We start from the raw sequence: 19057 nt of genomic DNA, 5'->3' as shown, positions 1-19057 counted from the left end.
TTGCTCCACCTGCGGCAACTCAATCGATCGGCAGGCGGATCTCGTCGGCATCCGCCATGCGCTGGATCGCCTCGTCGAACGACAGCCGCTCGGGGTTCTCCAGGGGCTGCCGTTGCAGCGCATCGGAAATCTCGTGCTGCTCCATCAGAAAGCTGCTTCCGTCGCGCAGGCAGACATAGGCCGCCCAGGGCACGAACTTGATCAGCGGAAACGGAAACGCCTCGCGCGGCGAGATGTCGATGTTGATGCCGGCGATGAACAGCAGGTTCTTGTCGCGGTAGCACGGCTCGCGCAGGAAGCTGCGATAGGTGCGATCGAATTCGGCCTGGGTGTGGTAGCGCGCGGCGTCGAGCGCGGGATGGGCGGAGGTCACGAGCGCGGGCATCGCGGCTTGCAGCGCCGCCTCGAGGATATCGTGGCCTTCGATGTCGGCAGCCGGCGGCCGGCGGAACGTGAACAGGTCCGCCGTGAGCCCGCTTCCGATCGCGCGCGGCGGCTCCTGCCAGTCCGTCTCCGACAGGCGTTGGCGCAAATCCGACGACGGACGAAAAACCTTTGCCGTGCTCAGCACCTTCACCGGACCGCTCGCGCGATCGATGACGCGGTCAAGATCAAGGAACAGGCCCTCGGGCCGGCTCTCATCCAGGAACTGGTTGTCCACGCTGACGGCGGCTTCGCCGTCCAGCACACCGCACAGCACCTGCTCGCAGGCGTGACGATACTCCTCCTGGTACCAGCGCAACACTGCGCACAGCTTGCCGCAATTGTCGCCAAAGGCGCGGTCGGCGGTGCGGTGGCGCCGGTAGACGCCGAAGCGCCTGCTGTCGGCGTCGTACCCGACATGGCTTGCCTGCACGATCACGAGGTCTTCGCCGTGATGGGCATAGGGCCCGTGACGGTTCACCGCGACCTTGCCGCCGACCCTGCCGTGGTCGAAGGGAAAGGTGCCGAAATGCTGGGTCATGAGGATGACCGGATAGCCCTGGCTCTCGTCGGAGCAAAAGGCGCGCGACGGCATCATCCGCTCCCGCACGAAGCCGAACGAGCGACAGAGATTGTAGAGCCGCGGCACGAAGGCGCTGTAGCGCATGGCATGGCGGCCGATCCGGAAATTCTCGATCATCCGCTGCATGGAAGGCTTGCGCGAGGAAGGCTTGTGCGAGGGCGCGACGGCTGATCGCCGCGCCGGCAAGGACTGCTCCTGCCTAGCGGCCGTTCTTGACGGCGGTGTGAAAGGCAAGGCGCCCGGGCAGTCCCGGCCCGTATTTCCGTCATACCAGCGTCAAGGGCGCACGGGAATTTCGGGGCCGGACCAACCAGGACAGGGGAATGCGAATGAGCACCATCGACGAGGAACAGATACGCGGGCGGATTGGCGCCGATTTGCGCGACAGCCTCGATGAAGAACTCGAACTCGAGCTGGAGGATCACGCGCTCGACCAGTTCCGCGCCGCGAGCCCCGCGCACGAGCACGAGCCGTCAATTCCGCGCTCCGTCTATTTCAGGGAGCTGTTCCGCCTGCAGGGTGAACTGGTCAAGCTGCAGGACTGGGTCCAGCACCACAAGCTCAAGGTGGCCGTGATCTTCGAAGGCCGCGATTCCGCCGGCAAGGGCGGCGTCATCAAGCGCATCACCCAGCGGCTCAATCCGCGCGTCTGCCGGATCGCGGCGCTGCCCGCCCCCAACGAGCGCGAGCGTACCCAATGGTATTTTCAGCGCTATACCACCCACCTGCCGGCCGGCGGCGAGATCGTGCTGTTCGACCGCTCCTGGTACAACCGCGCCGGCGTCGAACGCGTGATGGGGTTTTGCAGCGAGGGGCAGGTCGAGGAGTTCTTCCGGTCGGTGCCCGAGTTCGAGCGTATGCTGGTGCGTTCCGGCATCGTCCTGATCAAGTACTGGTTCTCGATATCAGACGAGGAGCAGCAGTTCCGCTTCCTGATGCGCATCCACGATCCGCTCAAGCAGTGGAAACTGAGTCCGATGGACGTGCAGTCGCGCAGTCGCTGGGAGCAGTACACCAAGGCCAAGGAGGAGATGCTGCATCGGACGCATATTGCCGAGGCGCCGTGGTGGGTGGTCGAGGCGGTCGACAAGCGGCGCGCGCGGCTCAACTGCATCGCGCACCTCCTGACGCAAATCCCCTATGGCGAGGTCGCGCATCCTCCCGTTGTGCTGCCCGACCGCATCCACGATCCCTCGTACCGGCGCGAGCAGGTCCCGCCCGAGATGATCGTTCCGGCCGTTTTCTGAAGTCCCGAGCGCGGGCGCGCCGCGTGACCGTCCGCACCTGCTACCGCGTGCCCTGCCGCCACGCCGACGGCGGCACGCCCATCATCTTCTTGAACGCGCGGCTGAACGAGGCCTCGGATTCGTAGCCGATCTCGGCGGCAATCGTCGCCATCTGGGAATTGCCGCGGTTGAGCATCTCGGCGGCGACCTGCATTCGCCATTTCGCGAGATAGTGCATCGGCGGGACCCCGACGAACTGCGAAAACCGCTCGGCCATCACCGTGCGCGAGGTCCCGCATTGGCGCGCCAGGCCTTCGATGGTCCAGTTGAAAGAGGGGCGCGCATGGATCAGCGCCAATGCCTTGCCGACCGAGGGGTCGCGCAGGCCCGCGAGCCAGCCGGTCTTTTGCGGTGGCAGCGATTCGATATGGCGCCGCACCACATCGATGAACATGAGTTCGCTCAGCCTGGTCAGAATGCTTTCGCTGCCGGCGCGCTTTTCGGCAACCTCGGCGACCGCAAAGTGGATGAAATGGCCAAGCCAGCCGGAATCGTTGCGGCTGATGTCGCCGGCCTTGAGCATCGGCGGCAGAGCTTCCAATAGCGGGTTGAACGGCTTGGCGTCGCAGGCGAGATAGCCGCAGACGAGCCGCGCCGACACCGCGCCACCGTTCATCAGATTGATGTGGAAAGGCAGCAGCCCGGCTTCGGCGATGTCGATCATGTCGGCGCTCGGCGCCTCACCCTGCATGCCGGCGCTGCTCGACATCACATGCGGGTCGGCATGCGTGAACATCACGACTTCGCCCGCCTCGACCGCGACGGCCTCGCCGCCGTCAAGGCCCGCGAAGCAGCGGCCCGACGTCACCACGTGATAGGCGATGAGATGGTCGGCGCCCGGCAGGATGCGCGGCAGGATCAGGTCGCGCGCCGGCGAGTGCACCGACCATGGCTCTTGCGCGGCGATATCGAAATAGGCCGCCCCCGTCAGCCGCACGGTCTTCAGGACGTCGGACAGGGTGTCGGTGGCCACGTCGCGCGCTCGCCGGATTTTCGAGAGGGTCCTTCCTCGATTGGTCTTTCAAAACTGGCGATCCGTTCAACGCGGTGCCAATCGCCCTCGTCGATTGCGGACGACCTGTCATGCGACCCGGACGGCCGGTCAAGCGTCGTGCCGCGCCGGCGCAGGAACGAACGCCGCGTCATGCAATCGAGACGCCTGATCATTCAGTTCGCCGCGCAGACAGGCGAGAAGCAGGCGTCAACCGAAGGAGATCAGGACATGACCACGCACAAGGGCAAGTGCTTCTGCGGCGCCGTCGAGATCGAGGTGCAGGGAGAGCCGGAGGGCATGGGCTACTGCCATTGCTCATCCTGCCGCTCATGGTCGGCTGCGCCCGTCAACGCGTTCACGCTGTGGAAGCCGCAGAATGTCCGCGTCAGCAGAGGCGCGGAATTGATCGGAAAATACATGAAGACCGAAAGCAGCCACCGCCAATACTGCAAGCGCTGCGGCGGCCATCTGATGACCGACCATCCGCCGCTCGGCCTGGTCGACGTCTATGCGGCGACGATCCCGGCGCTGAAATTCACGCCCCACGTGCACGTCAATTACGCGGAGACGGTCCTGCCGATGAAAGACGGCTTGCCGAAGCTGAGGGATTTTCCGGCCGAATTGGGAGGCTCCGGTGTGGCGATACCTGAATAGCCCCGTGGCATGGACGCTGATCGCGCTGCTGCTGTCCGCGATCGGCCTCTATCACGAAATGCTCTGACAATCGGCCCGCGCAACTGGACCAGATCGTGGAGCTCACCACAGATACTGCGCGGTATTCCAGACCATCCAGCAGAGCCCGAAGACCAGCATCACGATCAGGCGCGCGAAGCCTTTTAGGGGCGCGCCTGCGGTCCACCCGACCTCCCCGCCTGGAGCCCTCGGATTCGCGCGAAAAAACCCCGAAGACCCGGCTTTTTCCGTCCGCTGCACCGGCCTGCTTCCCGAAAGGGCGGCGGGCTGGTTTGGCGCGTGACAATATTATTATTTATATCAACGGCTTAACCAAACGGACGGAGAACCCTGTACAGCCAGCCCAAATCTTAATAGAGTCTGAAAAGATACTTTTCCGTACACAAGTAACCGATTAGCTTTTTAGGCCATGGCCACAGAAAAAGCCGAGACCGACCGCGTTCCAGTCACCTTGGCGCTTTCGACCATCGCCTATCTCGAAAAGCTCGTGAGACAGGGCACCCACGGTACTAGCGTTCCCGGCGTCGCAAGGACGCTGATCGAGGAAGGAATCCGGCTCGCCATCAAGGATGGGCTGCTCTCGATCCGCGACAACGGCAAGACGTAAGGGGTTTTGGGGTGCGGCAGGGTCGAATCAGCGCAAGGCAGAAGGATGCGGAAGGGCTCCAACCCTGGAAACCGACACCATGCCTGCCCTGCCGACCTGGACCGACGAACGCCTTGAACTGCTGAAGACCCATTTTGCCGCCGGCCTCTCCTGCCGCGAGATCGCCGCCGACATCGGGGTGAGCCGCAACGCCGTGATCGGCAAGCTGTCGCGGCTCAACCTCACCCGTGACAAGCGCACCCGCGAACGGCGCAAGGCGCGCAAGGAGTCCGACAAGCACGCCCGGCTGAAGACGACGCCGCGCCAGCAATACCAGATCCTGCGCGCGATCTATGCCGAGCCTGAGCCGGTCGCCCTAGCTGAGCCGATCAGCGACGCGCATCGCTGCTCCCTGCTCGAGCTCAACGAGGGACGCTGCCGGTGGCCGATCAACAGCCCCGGCGCGGATGATTTCTGCTTCTGCGGCAACCTGCCGGTCGAGGGCCTCCCCTATTGCGCCGGCCATTCGCGCCTCGCCTACCGGGCGCGTCCAGCGACCGCTTTCCGAAGTTCGTGATACATCGCCGCGATCTGAAGTTCCCGAGGGGATCATCGCCGCAGATTGTGGGAACTTCAGATCGGCGGCACCAGCGCGCGGCCGAGGCCTACCCCAGCCGCCAGCCGACCTCTTTCGCGAAGCTCTCGTAGAACGCCGCGTCATAGGCGCGTTCCGGCGCTTCGCGCACGCGCTCGTCGAGCCGGTGCGCGTCGTCGCCGACCAGGATACGCCACCGCCCTGCCTTCACACCGTCGAGAATGATCGTGGCCGCGGCGGCAGCGGTGGTCGGCGCCTCCTCGCGGAAGCTGCGGGCGCGCTCTTGCGCGAGCTTCTGGATGTCCGCATCCGACATCTGGCTGATGTCGATGCCGGCACCGCTCAGCCGCTGCCGCGTCTGCACCAGATCGGCCGGCGACAATTCGTCAACACCGTTATGCACCTTGCGCGAGTTGGAGACGATCGAGGTGCCGATATGACCGGGCATCACGACCGAGCATCTGATGTGCGGCGCGTTGAGGCGGAGATCGTTGATCAGCGCCTCGGTAAAACCCTTCACCGCGAATTTGGCGGCGCTGTAGGCGGTGTGCGACACACCCATGCCGACCGAGGCCCAGAAGCCGTTGACGCTGGAGGTGTTGATGATGTGGCCCGCGTCGGCCTTCAAGAGCATCGGCAGGAAGGTGCGCACGCCGAGATAGACGCCGCCCCAGCAGATGTTGAAGGTGCGCTCCCACTGCTCGCGGGTGTTGGTGAACAGGCTGCCGCCACCGCCGATGCCGGCATTGTTGAACAACAGGTGGATCTGATCGGTCGCGTGCTGGCGCGCGATTTCGTCGCGAAAGCGCTGCAGCTGTGCTTCGCTGGAGACGTCGGCGATATGGGTGGTGACACGCACCGCCGGCGAGGATCGTTCCGCCGCACAGAGCTGCCGCGTCTCGTTCATCGCGTCGTCCGAGACGTCGCACATCGCGACATGACAGCCTTGGGCGACGAGCTGGCGCGCCAGCTCGCGGCCCATGCCCGTGCCGCCTCCGGTGACCACGGCGATCCTGCCGGAAAATTCCTTCATGCGAAAACTCCCCTGTCGCGGCGCTTGGCGCGCGCTCTGATTGTTGCGAACGGATTACGCATGCCCATATCCGGCTATCTTCTGTCGGACGCGCTCGATCTCCTCGCTCGACAAGAGCGGCGGCTCCCCGACCTGCAGGCAGCCGTGATATTGGCGCGCCAGCGTTTCGACTTCAACGGCAAGCCACAGCGCGCGCGAAAGCGATGGTCCGACCGCGATCATGCCATGATGGGCCAGCAGGCAGGCAAAGCGGCCTTCCAGCGCCTTGACCGCATGCGCGGACAGCTCAGCGGTGCCGTAGGTCGCGTAGGGCGCGCAACGGATCGTCTCGCCGCCGGCAGCCGCGATCATGTAATGGATCGGCGGAATCTCGCGGCCCATGATGGCGAGCACGGTCGCATAGGTCGGGTGCGCATGCACCACCGCATTCACGTCGCCCCGCGCGCGCAGGATGTCGAGATGGAAGCGCCACTCGCTCGACGGCTTCGCGCCAGCCGCAAAGGCGCCATCGAAGCCCATGAAGACGATCTGCTCCGGCACCATCTCGTCATAGGGCACGCTGGTCGGCGTGATCAGCATGCCCTCGCCGTGGCGCAGGCTGATATTGCCCGAGGTGCCCTGATTGATGCCGAGTGCGTTCATGCGACGGCAGGCGTCGATGATCGATTGTCTCTTGTTCCGTTCGTCCTCGGTCATCGGCATCGCCTGGCTCGTCCGCAGCGTCCACGTCGAGCGGCGCCAACGTCTGCCCGATAGATAAGGCGATCCTCAGATGGAACGCAACGTTTACGACCGCCGGTAGTCATCCTCGATGCGGATGATGTCGTCCTCGCCGAGATAGCTGCCGGTCTGCACCTCGATCAGCTCCAGCAGGATCTTGCCGGGGTTTTCCAGCCGGTGCACCGCGCCGATCGGGATGTAGATCGATTGGTTCTCGTGCACGGTCTTGACGTCCTCGTTGACGGTGACGCGCGCCGCACCCCGCACCACGATCCAGTGCTCGGAGCGGTGGTAGTGCTTCTGCAGCGACAGCCGCTGCCCCGGCTTGACGATGATCCGCTTGACCTGGTGGCGCTCGCCATTGTCGACCGACTGATAGCTGCCCCAGGGACGGTGCACCTTGAGATGATCCTCGGTGACCTGTGGCGCCACCGTCTTCAGTTTCGCGACCAGCCGCTTCAGCCCGTTGGCGTCCTTCTGGCGCGACACCAGCACGGCATCCTGCGTCGCCACCACCACCAGATCGTCGACGCCTTCCAGCGCCACCAGCGCCTTGTCGGTCACGACGTTGCAGTTGCGGGAATCCTCGAACACGCCGGCGCCGCGCGCCGCATTGCCCTGCGCGTCCTTGTCCGACAATTCCCACACCGCGTGCCAGGAGCCGACGTCCGACCAGCCGCAGGAAACCGGCACCACCGCCGCGCGCGCGGTCTTTTCCATCACCGCATAGTCGATCGAGATCGCCTTGGCCGCGCCGAAGGCCTGCGGCTCCAGCGTGACGAAGCCGAGGTCGCGCCCGGCCCGGGCGACCGCGTCGGTCACCGCCTGCACGCTGTCGGGATCGAGCTTGCCGTATTCGTCGAGCAGCACGGCGGCACGGAACATGAAGTTGCCGCTGTTCCAGAGATAGCCGGCCTTGAGGTATTCGGCGGCCTTGGCCTGGTCCGGCTTCTCGACGAACTTCGCAACCGCGCGCACGGCGCCGGCAACCGTCTCGCCGGGATTGATGTAGCCATATTCGGTCGCCGCGCGCTCCGGCTTGATGCCGAAGGTCACGATCCGCCCCTGCTCCGCTGCCGCCAGCCCTTCGCGGCAGGCCGCGATGAAGGACGCGGTGTCGCGCACCACGTGGTCGGCGGCAAGCGCCAGCACCACCGCCTCCTCGTCGCGCGATCGGGCAAACACCGCGCCGGCGGCGATCGCAGGACCGGAATCCCGCCGTGCCGGCTCCAGCAGCACGTCGGCCTCGATGCCGATCTCGGCGAGCTGCTCCAGCACCATGAAGCGATAGGCGGCGTTGGTGATGACGATCGGCCGTTCGAACAGCGCCGGATCGGACACCCGTGCCAGCGTATCCTGGAACGTCGAGCGCGCGCCGAACAACGGCAGGAACTGCTTGGGACGCACCTCGCGCGAGGCCGGCCACAACCGCGTTCCGGCGCCGCCGCACATGATCAGGGGAATGATTTTTCGCGTCATCACTTTTGGGGTCATGATTTTTGGGGTCATGGGCGCTCCCTGTTCCGGCGCAAATTGCTGGTCTGGAGCCGCGGCGTCGGCGCCGAAGGGACCATTATGCATCGACGAAAATGAATGCCGATCAATATCCCCTGGGGCGCGCTATGTCAGTCGACAACGCCGGGTAAGGTTACCTGCAAAGCTCCGGCTGGCGACGCATTTGATCGGACCTCGGAAGGCGGGTCGCGAACGTCAAATCCGCTCCACTAGCCTTGCCTTGCCGCGCCAGCCTGCTGCTCGGCCGCCGCAGCCTTGGCCGTATCGAGCCGTTCCAGGAATCGCGCAGCCCACGCATCGTGGGCGCCGGAGGAAGCGCGGTGACGCTTCGAAAAAGCCCTGAAATTGATGTCGTAGTTGCGGGCAAAGCGCCGAACCAGGGCGACCTCATCGTCATAGCGCTTGAGCTTCCGATAGATCGACGCCGCCTCCCAGTAATACCAGGGAACGATCTGACGCTCGAGGACGAAGGAGCCGCTCTCCTCCTCTCGCTCGATTTCACCGAGCACAACCCGCAAGGCCATCTCGTATTCGCCCAGCCGCTTGAGCTGATTGACTCGCCCGGCAGCATTGGCCGATTTTGGTGGCGGCCTGCTTTCCCGCTTGGGTGGGGTATCCGGTTTCTGCGCAGTTTCGCTCGGCGCGCGGGGCGCCGGCGGCGGCGCGCTATACCGCCATGAATTCCAGATCTCCTCAACAGATGCAGTCTGCGGAGATAAAATTGTCTCCACCCGCGACGAGGGAGAAACGCGCCTTGCCCGGAGGTGGCCGAAAAATGACTTCAACATGACAAAAGACTTGGTGAAAATAGCTGCTAGCCGCGAACGCGGAATATGCGGAATATGCGGAATATCATGCCGAAAATGCCGGATGCAGGCAAATGCTTTCCCGCGCTGCTGTCGCCGACAACGACGCCTCGAATGCTACAGTGCCGCGCTGCGTCCGCCCAAAAAGTAGATTTATCGCCTATATTTCCGGCTTTCGGCTAATTTGCCGGCCGCTACTATCGACAGTTTTCGCGACATTGCCCTTTTCAACGCCGATTGCCAGGTCTTGTTTGCTTGTCCAGATTTTTCTTGCGCGCCAAAGTCCCAACCGACAGTTCAAGACTCGAGCGCGGCTGTGCGATCGCGCTCCGCTCATTCGTGTTGCTGCTCGTCGCCTACATCGTCTTTCACAAGGTCTTTCCGTTTGCGGTGCTCGACAGGCGACTCGGCGAGCTGACGGTCGGCGAATTCCTGCTCGCGATGGTGCGGACGATCAGCGCGACAGCCGCCGCGGCCTACCTCGTCTTCAAGGCTTTCCGCACGCCCGGCTTGCCGGAGCGTGACAGGATCTGGTGCGAGCGCTGGAGCGGATTGGCGTTTGGCGCGATTGCGGTCTTGACGGGCTCGATCCTCGTCTTCCTGCTCGAGAGCAAGGGCGTCGTGATGCCGATCGCGCATGCGATCGCTGCCCGCATCCTGTGGCTGCTGTTCTGAATTCGAAAGGCGAGAGCGCCTTGCCGGCGCGCGCAAAGACGTCGCTCTTGCATGTGCGCTCGAGCGCGGGGGTGAAAGCCGGCCTTCCGCCTCGTTCGGCTGCGATCAGCAGCCCGTGAATCGGGGGTCGGGGCCCTGGTCCAACTCCTTGAGATAGGCCCGCGCAAATTCGGTCAGTTGCTGCGGGTCCTTCTGTCCGGCGGACACCAGCTTGTCGATATATCGGCCGATTTTCTCACGCGTTTGCGCCAATTGCGCGGTGTCCATCGCACGGGTCAATTCATAGGTTTTGAAAGCACGATCAATGATCTCACTCATAAAGGCACCATGCTGCATTGCAATCGTTGCATTGCAGTATGCCGACCTGGGAGAGTCAAGCCGATTTGGGGAGGGTATCCAAGGGGATTACCAACAGAGTGAATGCCCGGACCGCCCGAGGGCCCCTGTCCGGGCTGAAAGCGCAGCACCGATGCCTCAAGCGATCTTGTTGAACAGGTCGGTCAGGTCGCGTGCCTCGTCACCGTCGATCGGTTCGCGCGGCCTTGGTGGAGACTGCGTGGTATCGGAGGACCGCGCGGCAGGCAGCGCGCCGACCCGGCTGGTTGTCGGCTGTTTCGCCCTCGCTGCAGCTTCGGTCGTGGCAATCCTCGCCTTGGTGTCGGCCTCATCCGGACGCCGCCGAGGCTCGACTTTCGGGAGGGGCTCTCTGGTTTGAGGCTCCGAGAACGCCGGCGCGGCGGCGGCGCCGCTCGCGTTGCGCGCCTCACTCAGAACGACGTTGACGAGGTCCATCCCGGCATCGTCGTCCGGACTTGCCAGGTCACGCCCTGTGTCCTTCCTGATCGTGGCGGCGATCATCTTCATGATGACGGGCAGATGAGATTTGTCGTTGAACGCGAGATACGCCGTCGCCAGTTGATCGACGTATTTTTTCCCGAAGGGCGCGAGAGCGTCGATCGACCTGGCGACATCGGCATCGTCGCGCGCAATCGCGCGCCACTTTTCGCCGTCATAGCTATTGGCGTTGGTCGGGACCAGGCGGCTGGCGGGACGCCTTCTTTGCAGGCTTTGCGCGGAAGGCTCCGGCGCGACGTTTGCGGATTCAACCGACATCGGCGGTCCCCGCTCGGCTCTCACAGCGAGAGGCGGTGCGGCCGGTGACGCGGCTGGGTCCGGCGGAAAGGCGTGGTGGACCTGCTCGGCCGGATAGGACGGATGCTGTTCAGTATCGACTGCTGCGATCGACGCAGCCGGCGGCGGAGCCTCGCGCCGCACCACCAGCTCCGGTTCTTTTCGATCGGCCTGGGAAGAAGGCCGCGCGACGGATGTATTCTCCGATCTTTTCCTGGCCAACGGCACCAGCCGCTTTTGTCTCAGTTCCGCCAGGTTGAGGCAGATCAGGCCGAAGCCCATCATCAGGAACCCGATCGTGGCCCATACGATGGTGAGGCACAGCAAAACGCCGGCCACGAGCAAAATGGCGCCACCAATCCGCATCAGGAAAACACCACAAAAAAACAATGGCTTATTATAGCGACCCGGCCCTTCAGGACAATTGCCCTTTGGCGCTTTCGCTCGGCGACGGGAGGCGATATCGCGCCGTCAGTCCGAAATTTCGAACTCGCGCTGCTTCTCGGCCACACATACAGACAAGGCTGCATCACAGCGCGCGCGATCAGCCTTGCCGTACTTGATGCCCTTGACGGCCCAGTTGGCGCCTTCAGGCGCGGCCGGAGCAACATGCTCGACGATCACGCCGACAAACTCCTGGCACTCGGGGTCACCGGCTTTGACTGCTTCGGCAATCACCTGTTCGAGTTCGGCGCGTGCAATCTGCTTGCGCTTCGGCTTGGTCTTGTCGGGCGTTGGCTGCATCTCACCGAGCACTATCGCAATATCCCAAATGGGATCAATCCATCTGCCGAGGCGCACACGAGTTCTGCCCACATTTTCGACGGTGCGCGCTGGAGGACGCGCGTGTTCCGGACACTTTTTCGAAAATGCCGAGGCATCGCGCTGCTTCGAGGAATGTTGTTGAAAACTCGGCGCCTTTCCTTCCGCACGAATACGGGGCCCCCCCGCTCGCCTCACGGTTGCGATCTGAGTGAACAACGCCTTGAAAAATCCTACAAATCAGGGGTTCGAGCGCGGCGCAAAGCCGGAGAAGCAGACGGCGCGGCGCGTTGAGCGACACTGGGTGAAAGGTTAACCTTTTTTAATAAAGCCACAATTGGAACATCGCAGCGGCCAAATCATTAAATGATTTTGTGCCCTGTTGCTTTGGCAAGGGGGCCGGCCGTGTCAATGTCACGATATTCATATTTTCCCGCCCGCTCGGTGGCGCGCGGTGCAGAGAGATCCAACCGATCCCACGGGCGAAGCGTCTCCTACGGGCCGGCGCTGAGATATTCGTCGCCCTGGCCCTGGGCGCTTGCGGTTGCGATCAGCAGCGCAATGTGGGCCGGTATCGGCTGGCTGGTCTGGAAACTCATCTGAGGAGCCGCCGACGCGTGAAGCTTCGCTCCATCGGTTTTGCCGAACGCCGAGCGACGGGCCTGCCTCGTTGCAAAAATGGTCGCGTAACGAAGGGCGCCCCGCGACAGCCCGGCGATACACGCCTCTTCAATCCGCCGAGGGCAGCAGTCGACGAATTTCTCCAAGGTAGATCTCTGCGCTGCGTTTCCAGGAAAACAGTCCGGCACGCTGCCGGCCCTTTGCGGAAAGCTCGGCACGATGGTCCGCATTTCGTGACAGCGCGATAATCGCCTCTCTCCAGCGATCGCCATCGCTGGGATCGACGTAGAGAAAGACGTCGCCTCCCAGTTCGACGAGACTTGGCGCGCTGGAAGAAATCACCGGACATCCGAGCGCCATGGCTTCCAGCGGCGGTATGCCAAAGCCCTCGGTCGTGGACGGAAAGACCAGGCACAGCGCCCGTCCGTAAAGGGCTGCCAGGTCATCGTCGCCGACAAAGCCGACATGATGAACATTGGATCGCTGGACCGTCGGCTCACCATTGGCAAAGATGCTCGATGAGCCGCCGGCCACGACAATCTCGATCCCCGCTGCGTCAAGGGCCTCGGCCTGCGCGAGGATGAGGTCGATATTCTTGTGCTTGGCGACGCTCCCGAGCAGAAGGATATAGGGACGTTGCAGGCGCGCCAGGACCGGAACCTGGGCACGGCTCGCGTCCCAGCGCAGCACATGCTCATGCCCATTGGGCGCGATGAAGATCTTGTCCTCCGTGCAGATGCCGTATTTCACCAGCATGTCTGCGGAAAACCGCGACACGGTCGCGACACGGCTGGCCCGCCCGCCCACCAACGGCAGCAGCATCCGATAAGCCAAACCAAAGGCGCGCGAGTAGCTCTCGGGCAGGATGAAGGTGTTCGCATCGTGAATGCAGACGATGTGACGCCGCGCAAGAAGCGGCCCGAAATTTCCAAGGCTCAGCACCCCTGCTCCCGCGTGGAACGGCAGAACGAACTGGTCCCAGGCGTGCCCCGACCCCATGCCCGTCCGGCAAAGGCCGATGCTGCACAATGCGGGCGTCGCTTCGACGCCGGGCGGCACGACCAGTCGCATGGCAGGAGCATCGCCGCCGGCCTGCGTCAGGATGACGTCGAGCGCGCTGACGATCTCGTAGGCGTAACGCTGCACGCCGGTCATGCGCTGAGTCAAAAAGCGGCCGTTGATGGCCCAGCTCTGTCCAACGGCGCGGCGGTCGGTGATTTCCATTTTCAGAATACGACCGCGACAGGCAGCGGGCGCCGCGCTTGATTATCACTGATGTGGATTGGCGTCATCGCGCGCTCCGCCGACCGCTGCTGCCAAGTCCGTTCATGCAAGGCTGACGTCAGGCTCCATTGCTCCTGCTGTGACTGGAGACAAAGCTGCGTCCCCGCTTCTCCCTTGGCAATTCATGAGCAACCCGCCCTTAAAAATGGAAAATGCCATCAAATCCGTCCCTGAGCCGGCTCTGTGCTTGCCGGCAAGATAAAGAGAGAAAATCGAGAAAGGTCGTCGATAGCAAGATTCTCCACGCGACACCACTCCTCGCATCGGCGAAGCTCGATCAGCATCCAAGACAGGGGCTTGTTTCATTGAACAATGGTAATCACGAAGACATTGCAGTCGCAGGAAGAGGCGACCCAAGCCGGCATGGTGGGGGGACAGTGAGGTCGGCATGGTCACCGCGGATAACCGCCAGCCGTGCCATCGCCACGGTTTTGAGCGTGGCGCTGCTGCCTGTGTTTGCGCTTGGCGGTCCGCTGTCTGCGGCCTTGGCGGCGGATGCCCCCTCCTCTACCGGCGTGACCGCCACAAGCAGCGATACGTTCCTCAGCTCGCTTGGGGTCAATACCCATATCGATCAGGGATACAACCCCTATGCCTATGTCGAGCCGCTCCGCTATCTCGGCGTCCGCAACATCCGCGACAGCCACCGCCACCTGACCGGCCACCTCATGCTCCATGCCCAGACCGGCGTCATGGTCGATCTGCTCGGCATCGATGTCAGCGAGCTCACCGCCGCGGCGCGGATTTTGGCCCGTGCCGGCGCGCTGCTCGCGATCGAAGGGCCGAACGAGCCGAACAATTTCCCGATCACCTACAAGGGGCGACAGGGCGGCGGGACGAGCCTGAAATGGCTCCCGGCCTGGACCCCCGATTGGCTCGTTGACCTGCTGCCGAGCGGGGTGAGCTGGCTGCCCGTGGCCGAACTGCAGCGGGATCTCTACAGCGCGGTCAAGAACGACCCTGAATTGAGCCGCTACCCGGTTTTTCATGTCTCGGAAGGAGGCGCCGAAACCGACAATGTCGGTCTTCAGTTCCTGACGATTCCCGCCGGCGCAGAAACGCTGCTTGCCGAGGGCACGGGGTTCGCCGACTACGCTAACGCACACAATTACGTCAGTGGCGTCCGCGCCGGCTATGTCGACAACCAGGCATGGCAGGCCGCCGATCCCGTGCTGGACGGCCGCTGGGATGGCCTCTACGGCGAATACGGACGAACCTGGAAAAGGCACTTCCCGGGATATTCCAACGCTCAACTGCTGACGTTACCGCGGGTGACGACGGAAACCGGCTGGGACGCGGCAAGTCCTGAGGAAGAAAGAACGCAGGGCATCGTTCTGGTGAACACCTATCTCGCCCAGTTCAAGCGGGGATGGCGCTACACCTTCATCTACCAACTCGGAGAAGGCGAAGGCGGCGGCGGCAATCAGGGCCTTTTCCACCCGGATTGGACGCCAAAGCTGGCCGCGACATACATCCACAACCTCACGTCAATTCTGGCCGACAACGCGCCCGTCGAGCGTCCCCGGCAGCTCAACTACACGATCGCAAACGCTCCGCCCACTGTCCATGATCTGCTGCTGCAAAAGAGCAACGGCACGTTCGAGCTGATCGTTTGGGGAGAGCAGGTCAGCGGCCACAGCGCCATCACGGTCGATCTCGGCGAGCCTCGTCCGAAAGTCAGGATTTATGACGTCACGGCCGGCACGACACCGATCCAGGTCCTCACCGCGGTCAACTCGGTTCCGCTGACCCTCAGTGACCACGCCCTGGTGCTGGAAATCGAATGAACGCCGCCTGCGGGATGGTCCCGTCCGCTCGGTCGATAGCTCCAAGCAACGCAATGACGTGGCTGCCGTCGACCTTGTCGATGGCTATACGTTCGATCACCCCTTGCGGCGTTGGCGGTCGCTATCCGGCCCGAGCAAGTTGGGACTTGATCGTATCAGAGAGACGAATTGCAAGAGCAAGGATCATGAGCGTGGGATTGGCATGTCCGCTGGTCGGGAATACCGATCCGCCGGCGACATAGAGTCCAAAAACCCCGTGCACCCGGCAGTTCGGATCCACCACGCCGGACTGCGGATCGCTCGACATGCGGGTGGTCCCGCAGGTGTGAGCAAAATCTATCAGGTCGCCGTTCTGCAGCGTCTCATGCAGAATCCAAGGTTCAAGGATCGGCTCGGGGAGATTGGCCCGCGCAAACGCGGCTCCGGTCATACGCGCGGCTCGTACAACCGTTCGACGTTCGTCATCATTGATACGCCAATCGACCCTTGCAAGCGGCACTCCCAGGGCATCAGTCCGCTCCGACAGCGTGATTCGACTGTCACGGTCAGGCCGCTGTTCCGAGATGACGTCTATTGAAACAGCCGCCAGCTTGTGCGGCACGCTACCCCTGCTGGACAAGGCTTTCACGCCAATGCCTTTCGCGATCAGCGCCGCTCCCGAGATCACGGAATATGCATCCTTTATCGGATGAGGAGTCTTGCGGCGCATCAGGCGTTTGAGCGCATCCCAAGGATTGTCCGGTGAACGGTCGGGCATGAAATAAACTGCGCAGTTGAGCAGATTTTCGCGCTCTTGAACGTCCGGCGTCAGAGCAAGACCATGCATATACATGTGCGTTCGTCCGCCATAACGGATACCGTACAAGCCAAATTGCCGCGCCACGATCGGGATGTCGCTCGGCTTGAACGAGCCGACCCGCGCGACAACATGATCCATCAGGAAACGACCAACCAGGTCCTGATGATTGCCGATTCCCCCTGCATGGATGTTGTTTGACGCCAGCAGCAGCCGCGCATTCTCGACCGCGCTCGCGGCAATGACCACCGATCTTGCCTTCGCCCGGTGTTTCACTCCGCGAACGGTAGACATCTCGACGTGGTCGAAGCAGTTTCCATCCTGCGTCAAGCCGATCCGCGTTACCGTCGCATTGAGCAGAACGCGGATGTTGTTCGCCTTCAGCGCCGCGAACTCCTGACCAAATCTCATGCTGTCGAATTGATCGAGACGAGAGCGTGCGAATTGCCAGAAGAAGGATCGAAGGTCGTCCGAGGCGAGCCCAGGCATTGGATGCGAACTGCCGATCAGATCCCACAGCCGCTCGTCGTATACATTGGGTCCGAGATTCAACACTGCGGCTGCGCGGTCGAGATAGTCCTGCAGTGTGTCCCCTGCAATTGGCCAGCCCGAATCGGGGACCCAGGGCCTTTTGAGGAAATCGATCGCATCAAACGCAGCCGACTTGCCCATCCAGACGTGACTGCTCCCGCCAAGCGCCCGGCAACGAACTCCATAGGGTTGCGCTTCCTGTGACCATGTTGACGAGATGGCGCCGTGAAAAATCCTGCGTTTTTGTTTTTGCGCTTCGGTACTCGGTTCTCCGACGCTCTCCAATTCCGAAAGAGCTGAATGGCTTGCCGCTTCATTCATGAGCCCACTTTCGAGGAGCAGCACCCGCGTTGATGTCCCCATGAACTCCCGTGCAATCGTCAAGCCGGCCGGGCCACCCCCGACGATGATGAGATCCGCCTCGAAAAGCGAGTTGGCATCGAATGAGGCAAGATCAACGATCTCCATCAAGTCCCCAATCGGCAAATGCTGACCACGTCACCTGCCAAGCGCGTAAAGCCGCGGTGAAAGGCGGTCCATGCCGGCGAAGCGACGTTCGACCGGTTCGAAACTGCTTTCGCGCACTTAACAAGGAATGGAGCCATGGAACCTGTTTGCCCTTCCGACAACGAAAAGACCCGCACTGTTCGCAACGCCGCAGAGATAGTTGCCGATTGATGCAGATCACCGGGATCTGGCCTAAGTCGCCTTCCCCGTCCGATGACCAGAATCTCGAGACTCGACTCGCCTCGCTTGCAAGCCAGCGAGCTGCTGCCGAGTCCGCTGCCGGCTATCACAACGTCATAGCACCGCTTCATCGCGGCACTTCTTCACGCGCATGCATCGCGATCTTCCACGATGGAATTCACATGAAGGGAGACTCTGTGCAGACAAACGCGCAGAAATCTCTGCGAAAATCGTCGTACACAGCTATGAGGCCCGCCAATTTACCTAACTCTTTGACTCTTATCGTAAATTTCTTGCTGCCCCTTGATGGGGCGCTGCAAAGCTGCTTACTAAACTCAACGTCAGGAGGCGCTCCATGCCGCGAGTCGGTTTCAGAGAAATGCTAGCTCTTGGCCGTGTGATCGCAAGCGGCACGTTGTCACGCTACGAGTCTGGCAGCGCGAGCTTGACCAGCAGGTTTGAAGCTCGGTTCGCGGAGAGGCTGCAAGCCAAGCATCTGCTCACGGTTAACAGCGGCACCAGCGCGTTAATCTCTGCGCTGGCTGCCGCCGGAATAGGCCCTGGCGACGAAGTGCTGGTGCCTGCGTACACATGGGTCTCGACAGCCATCGCTCCGCTCGCCGTCGGCGCGGTTCCAGTGCTGGTTGATATTGACGAGAGCCTGACGATCGACCCGCAGGATATCGAACGGAAGATCACGCCATACACCAAGGCGATCATCCCGGTTCACATGAAGAATCTCGTCTGCGACATGGACGCCATCAGTGCGATCGCGAAGCGTCATCGGCTCTATGTAATCGAGGACGCATGCCAGGCCGTCGGCGTTCGCTACAAGGACCGCTTTGTGGGCACGATCGGAGACGTTGGCATTTTTAGCTTCAACTACCACAAGAACCTTAACGCCGGCGAAGGCGGCGCCGTGATAACGAATGACGACCGGCTTTTCACGCGAGCCCGCATGTATCACGACGTCGGCAGCTATATCCGTCAACACGAGTTCGAAGGCAACGAACCAATTTTTTCCGGCGTCAATTTTCGGGTTTCCGAATTGACGGGCGCGGTGTTGCTCGCGCAGCTTTCGCGGCTTGACACTCTTCTGCGCCGTCTACGCAGCCGTCGCGAGATGATGGTGAAGCATCTTTCGAAAGGCAAAAAGATGAAAGTGTCGCCGCACCATGATCCGACCAACGCAGTCGGCCTGAGCGTCATATTCGAGCGAGCCGAGGATGCGAAGAAATTTGCCGCGCAACGGGGCGTGGAGCGCCTGATCGAGACAGGACGCCACATCTACACCAATTGGGAGCCGATTTTCGCACAGCGGAGCTTCAACCCGCGAATTGACCCATACAAGTGGGCGCATCGTGAGATTACGTACTCAGCGGAAATGTGCAGCAGGACGCTCGATATACTTGAACGCACTTGCTACGTTTCATTGGGGCCGCAGTACCCTGCTCCCGTAATATGGATGCAGGCCAGAACGCTGGCCCGTTCGTTATCCTCGTAGCTGTTGTGGCCGCCATCAGCTGGATCGAAGCGATGAGCCCGGCCG

The 19057-nt window shown here is 62.4% G+C and carries 18 protein-coding genes; 7 read left to right on the top strand and 11 right to left on the bottom strand.

What is annotated here, in order from left to right:
* Positions 1 to 19: 19 nt before the first annotated feature.
* Positions 20 to 1132 carry a hypothetical protein gene (locus QOU61_RS17295; protein ID WP_289660838.1) on the bottom strand — a complete coding sequence of 371 codons (1113 nt, stop codon included), beginning with the start codon at positions 1130 to 1132 and terminating at the stop codon, positions 20 to 22.
* A gap of 203 nt (positions 1133 to 1335) precedes the next feature.
* Between QOU61_RS17295 and ppk2 the strand changes: the two genes are divergently transcribed.
* A complete protein-coding gene (gene ppk2, locus QOU61_RS17290; RefSeq protein WP_289660836.1) occupies positions 1336 to 2253 on the top strand; it encodes a polyphosphate kinase 2 in 918 nt (305 codons plus the stop codon).
* A 40-nt stretch (positions 2254 to 2293) separates the two neighbouring features.
* On the opposite strand, the gene QOU61_RS17285 is transcribed toward ppk2, so the two are convergent.
* Positions 2294 to 3265 carry an AraC family transcriptional regulator gene (locus tag QOU61_RS17285; protein ID WP_289660834.1) on the bottom strand — a complete coding sequence of 324 codons (972 nt, stop codon included), beginning with the start codon at positions 3263 to 3265 and terminating at the stop codon, positions 2294 to 2296.
* A gap of 249 nt (positions 3266 to 3514) precedes the next feature.
* Between QOU61_RS17285 and QOU61_RS17280 the strand changes: the two genes are divergently transcribed.
* The 3 genes from QOU61_RS17280 (at position 3515) to QOU61_RS17270 (ending at position 5142) form a co-directional block, all read left to right on the top strand.
* On the top strand, positions 3515 to 3940 hold the full coding sequence (locus QOU61_RS17280; protein WP_289661568.1) for a GFA family protein: 426 nt from the start codon (positions 3515 to 3517) through the stop codon (positions 3938 to 3940).
* A gap of 448 nt (positions 3941 to 4388) precedes the next feature.
* A complete protein-coding gene (locus QOU61_RS17275; protein WP_289660832.1) occupies positions 4389 to 4586 on the top strand; it encodes a hypothetical protein in 198 nt (65 codons plus the stop codon).
* Between the two features lie 79 nt (positions 4587 to 4665).
* Positions 4666 to 5142 carry a GcrA family cell cycle regulator gene (locus QOU61_RS17270; RefSeq protein WP_289660830.1) on the top strand — a complete coding sequence of 159 codons (477 nt, stop codon included), beginning with the start codon at positions 4666 to 4668 and terminating at the stop codon, positions 5140 to 5142.
* Positions 5143 to 5230: 88 nt separating this feature from the next.
* Here the strand turns inward: QOU61_RS17270 and QOU61_RS17265 are convergent, their stop codons facing one another.
* The 4 genes from QOU61_RS17265 to QOU61_RS17250 form a co-directional block, all read right to left on the bottom strand.
* Entirely contained in the window at positions 5231 to 6193 is a 963-nt protein-coding gene (locus tag QOU61_RS17265; protein ID WP_289660828.1) for an SDR family oxidoreductase, read from the bottom strand.
* A 54-nt stretch (positions 6194 to 6247) separates the two neighbouring features.
* Positions 6248 to 6895, bottom strand: coding sequence for a class II aldolase/adducin family protein (locus QOU61_RS17260; protein ID WP_289660826.1), 648 nt, complete (start codon positions 6893 to 6895; stop codon positions 6248 to 6250).
* A gap of 84 nt (positions 6896 to 6979) precedes the next feature.
* Positions 6980 to 8392, bottom strand: coding sequence for a mannose-1-phosphate guanylyltransferase/mannose-6-phosphate isomerase (locus QOU61_RS17255; protein ID WP_289654170.1), 1413 nt, complete (start codon positions 8390 to 8392; stop codon positions 6980 to 6982).
* 245 nt (positions 8393 to 8637) lie between these two features.
* Positions 8638 to 9216: a hypothetical protein gene (locus tag QOU61_RS17250; RefSeq protein WP_289660824.1), complete on the bottom strand. Its 579-nt coding sequence runs from the start codon at positions 9214 to 9216 to the stop codon at positions 8638 to 8640.
* Between the two features lie 288 nt (positions 9217 to 9504).
* Here QOU61_RS17250 and QOU61_RS17245 point away from each other — a divergent pair, with 288 nt between their 5' ends.
* Entirely contained in the window at positions 9505 to 9909 is a 405-nt protein-coding gene (locus tag QOU61_RS17245) for a hypothetical protein (RefSeq protein ID WP_289660821.1), read from the top strand.
* A gap of 105 nt (positions 9910 to 10014) precedes the next feature.
* Here the strand turns inward: QOU61_RS17245 and QOU61_RS17240 are convergent, their stop codons facing one another.
* From QOU61_RS17240 to QOU61_RS17225, 4 genes are all read right to left on the bottom strand, one after another.
* Positions 10015 to 10227 (bottom strand): hypothetical protein, encoded by a 213-nt coding sequence (locus tag QOU61_RS17240; RefSeq protein ID WP_289660818.1) that lies wholly within the window; start codon positions 10225 to 10227, stop codon positions 10015 to 10017.
* 156 nt (positions 10228 to 10383) lie between these two features.
* Positions 10384 to 11406 carry a hypothetical protein gene (locus QOU61_RS17235; protein ID WP_289660816.1) on the bottom strand — a complete coding sequence of 341 codons (1023 nt, stop codon included), beginning with the start codon at positions 11404 to 11406 and terminating at the stop codon, positions 10384 to 10386.
* 105 nt (positions 11407 to 11511) lie between these two features.
* A complete protein-coding gene (locus QOU61_RS17230; protein ID WP_289660813.1) occupies positions 11512 to 12021 on the bottom strand; it encodes a hypothetical protein in 510 nt (169 codons plus the stop codon).
* Positions 12022 to 12531: 510 nt separating this feature from the next.
* Positions 12532 to 13647, bottom strand: coding sequence for a glycosyltransferase family 4 protein (locus QOU61_RS17225; protein WP_289660811.1), 1116 nt, complete (start codon positions 13645 to 13647; stop codon positions 12532 to 12534).
* A gap of 497 nt (positions 13648 to 14144) precedes the next feature.
* Here QOU61_RS17225 and QOU61_RS17220 point away from each other — a divergent pair, with 497 nt between their 5' ends.
* Complete coding sequence (locus QOU61_RS17220) at positions 14145 to 15494, top strand: glycosyl hydrolase (RefSeq protein ID WP_289660809.1); 1350 nt, start codon at positions 14145 to 14147, stop codon at positions 15492 to 15494.
* Between the two features lie 121 nt (positions 15495 to 15615).
* On the opposite strand, the gene QOU61_RS17215 is transcribed toward QOU61_RS17220, so the two are convergent.
* The gene (locus QOU61_RS17215) at positions 15616 to 17289 is read right to left on the bottom strand and encodes a GMC oxidoreductase (RefSeq protein WP_289660808.1); all 1674 of its coding nucleotides are present in this window, start codon (positions 17287 to 17289) and stop codon (positions 15616 to 15618) included.
* Between the two features lie 574 nt (positions 17290 to 17863).
* Between QOU61_RS17215 and QOU61_RS17210 the strand changes: the two genes are divergently transcribed.
* A complete protein-coding gene (locus QOU61_RS17210; protein WP_289660806.1) occupies positions 17864 to 19012 on the top strand; it encodes a DegT/DnrJ/EryC1/StrS family aminotransferase in 1149 nt (382 codons plus the stop codon).
* The last annotated feature ends 45 nt before the right edge of the window (positions 19013 to 19057 follow it).

Origin of the sequence: Bradyrhizobium sp. NP1 (assembly GCF_030378205.1) — a bacterium.
Classification (GTDB): Bacteria; Pseudomonadota; Alphaproteobacteria; order Rhizobiales; family Xanthobacteraceae; genus Bradyrhizobium.
Note: the sequence above shows the minus strand (reverse complement) of the source record. Positions and strands in the feature narration are given on the sequence as shown.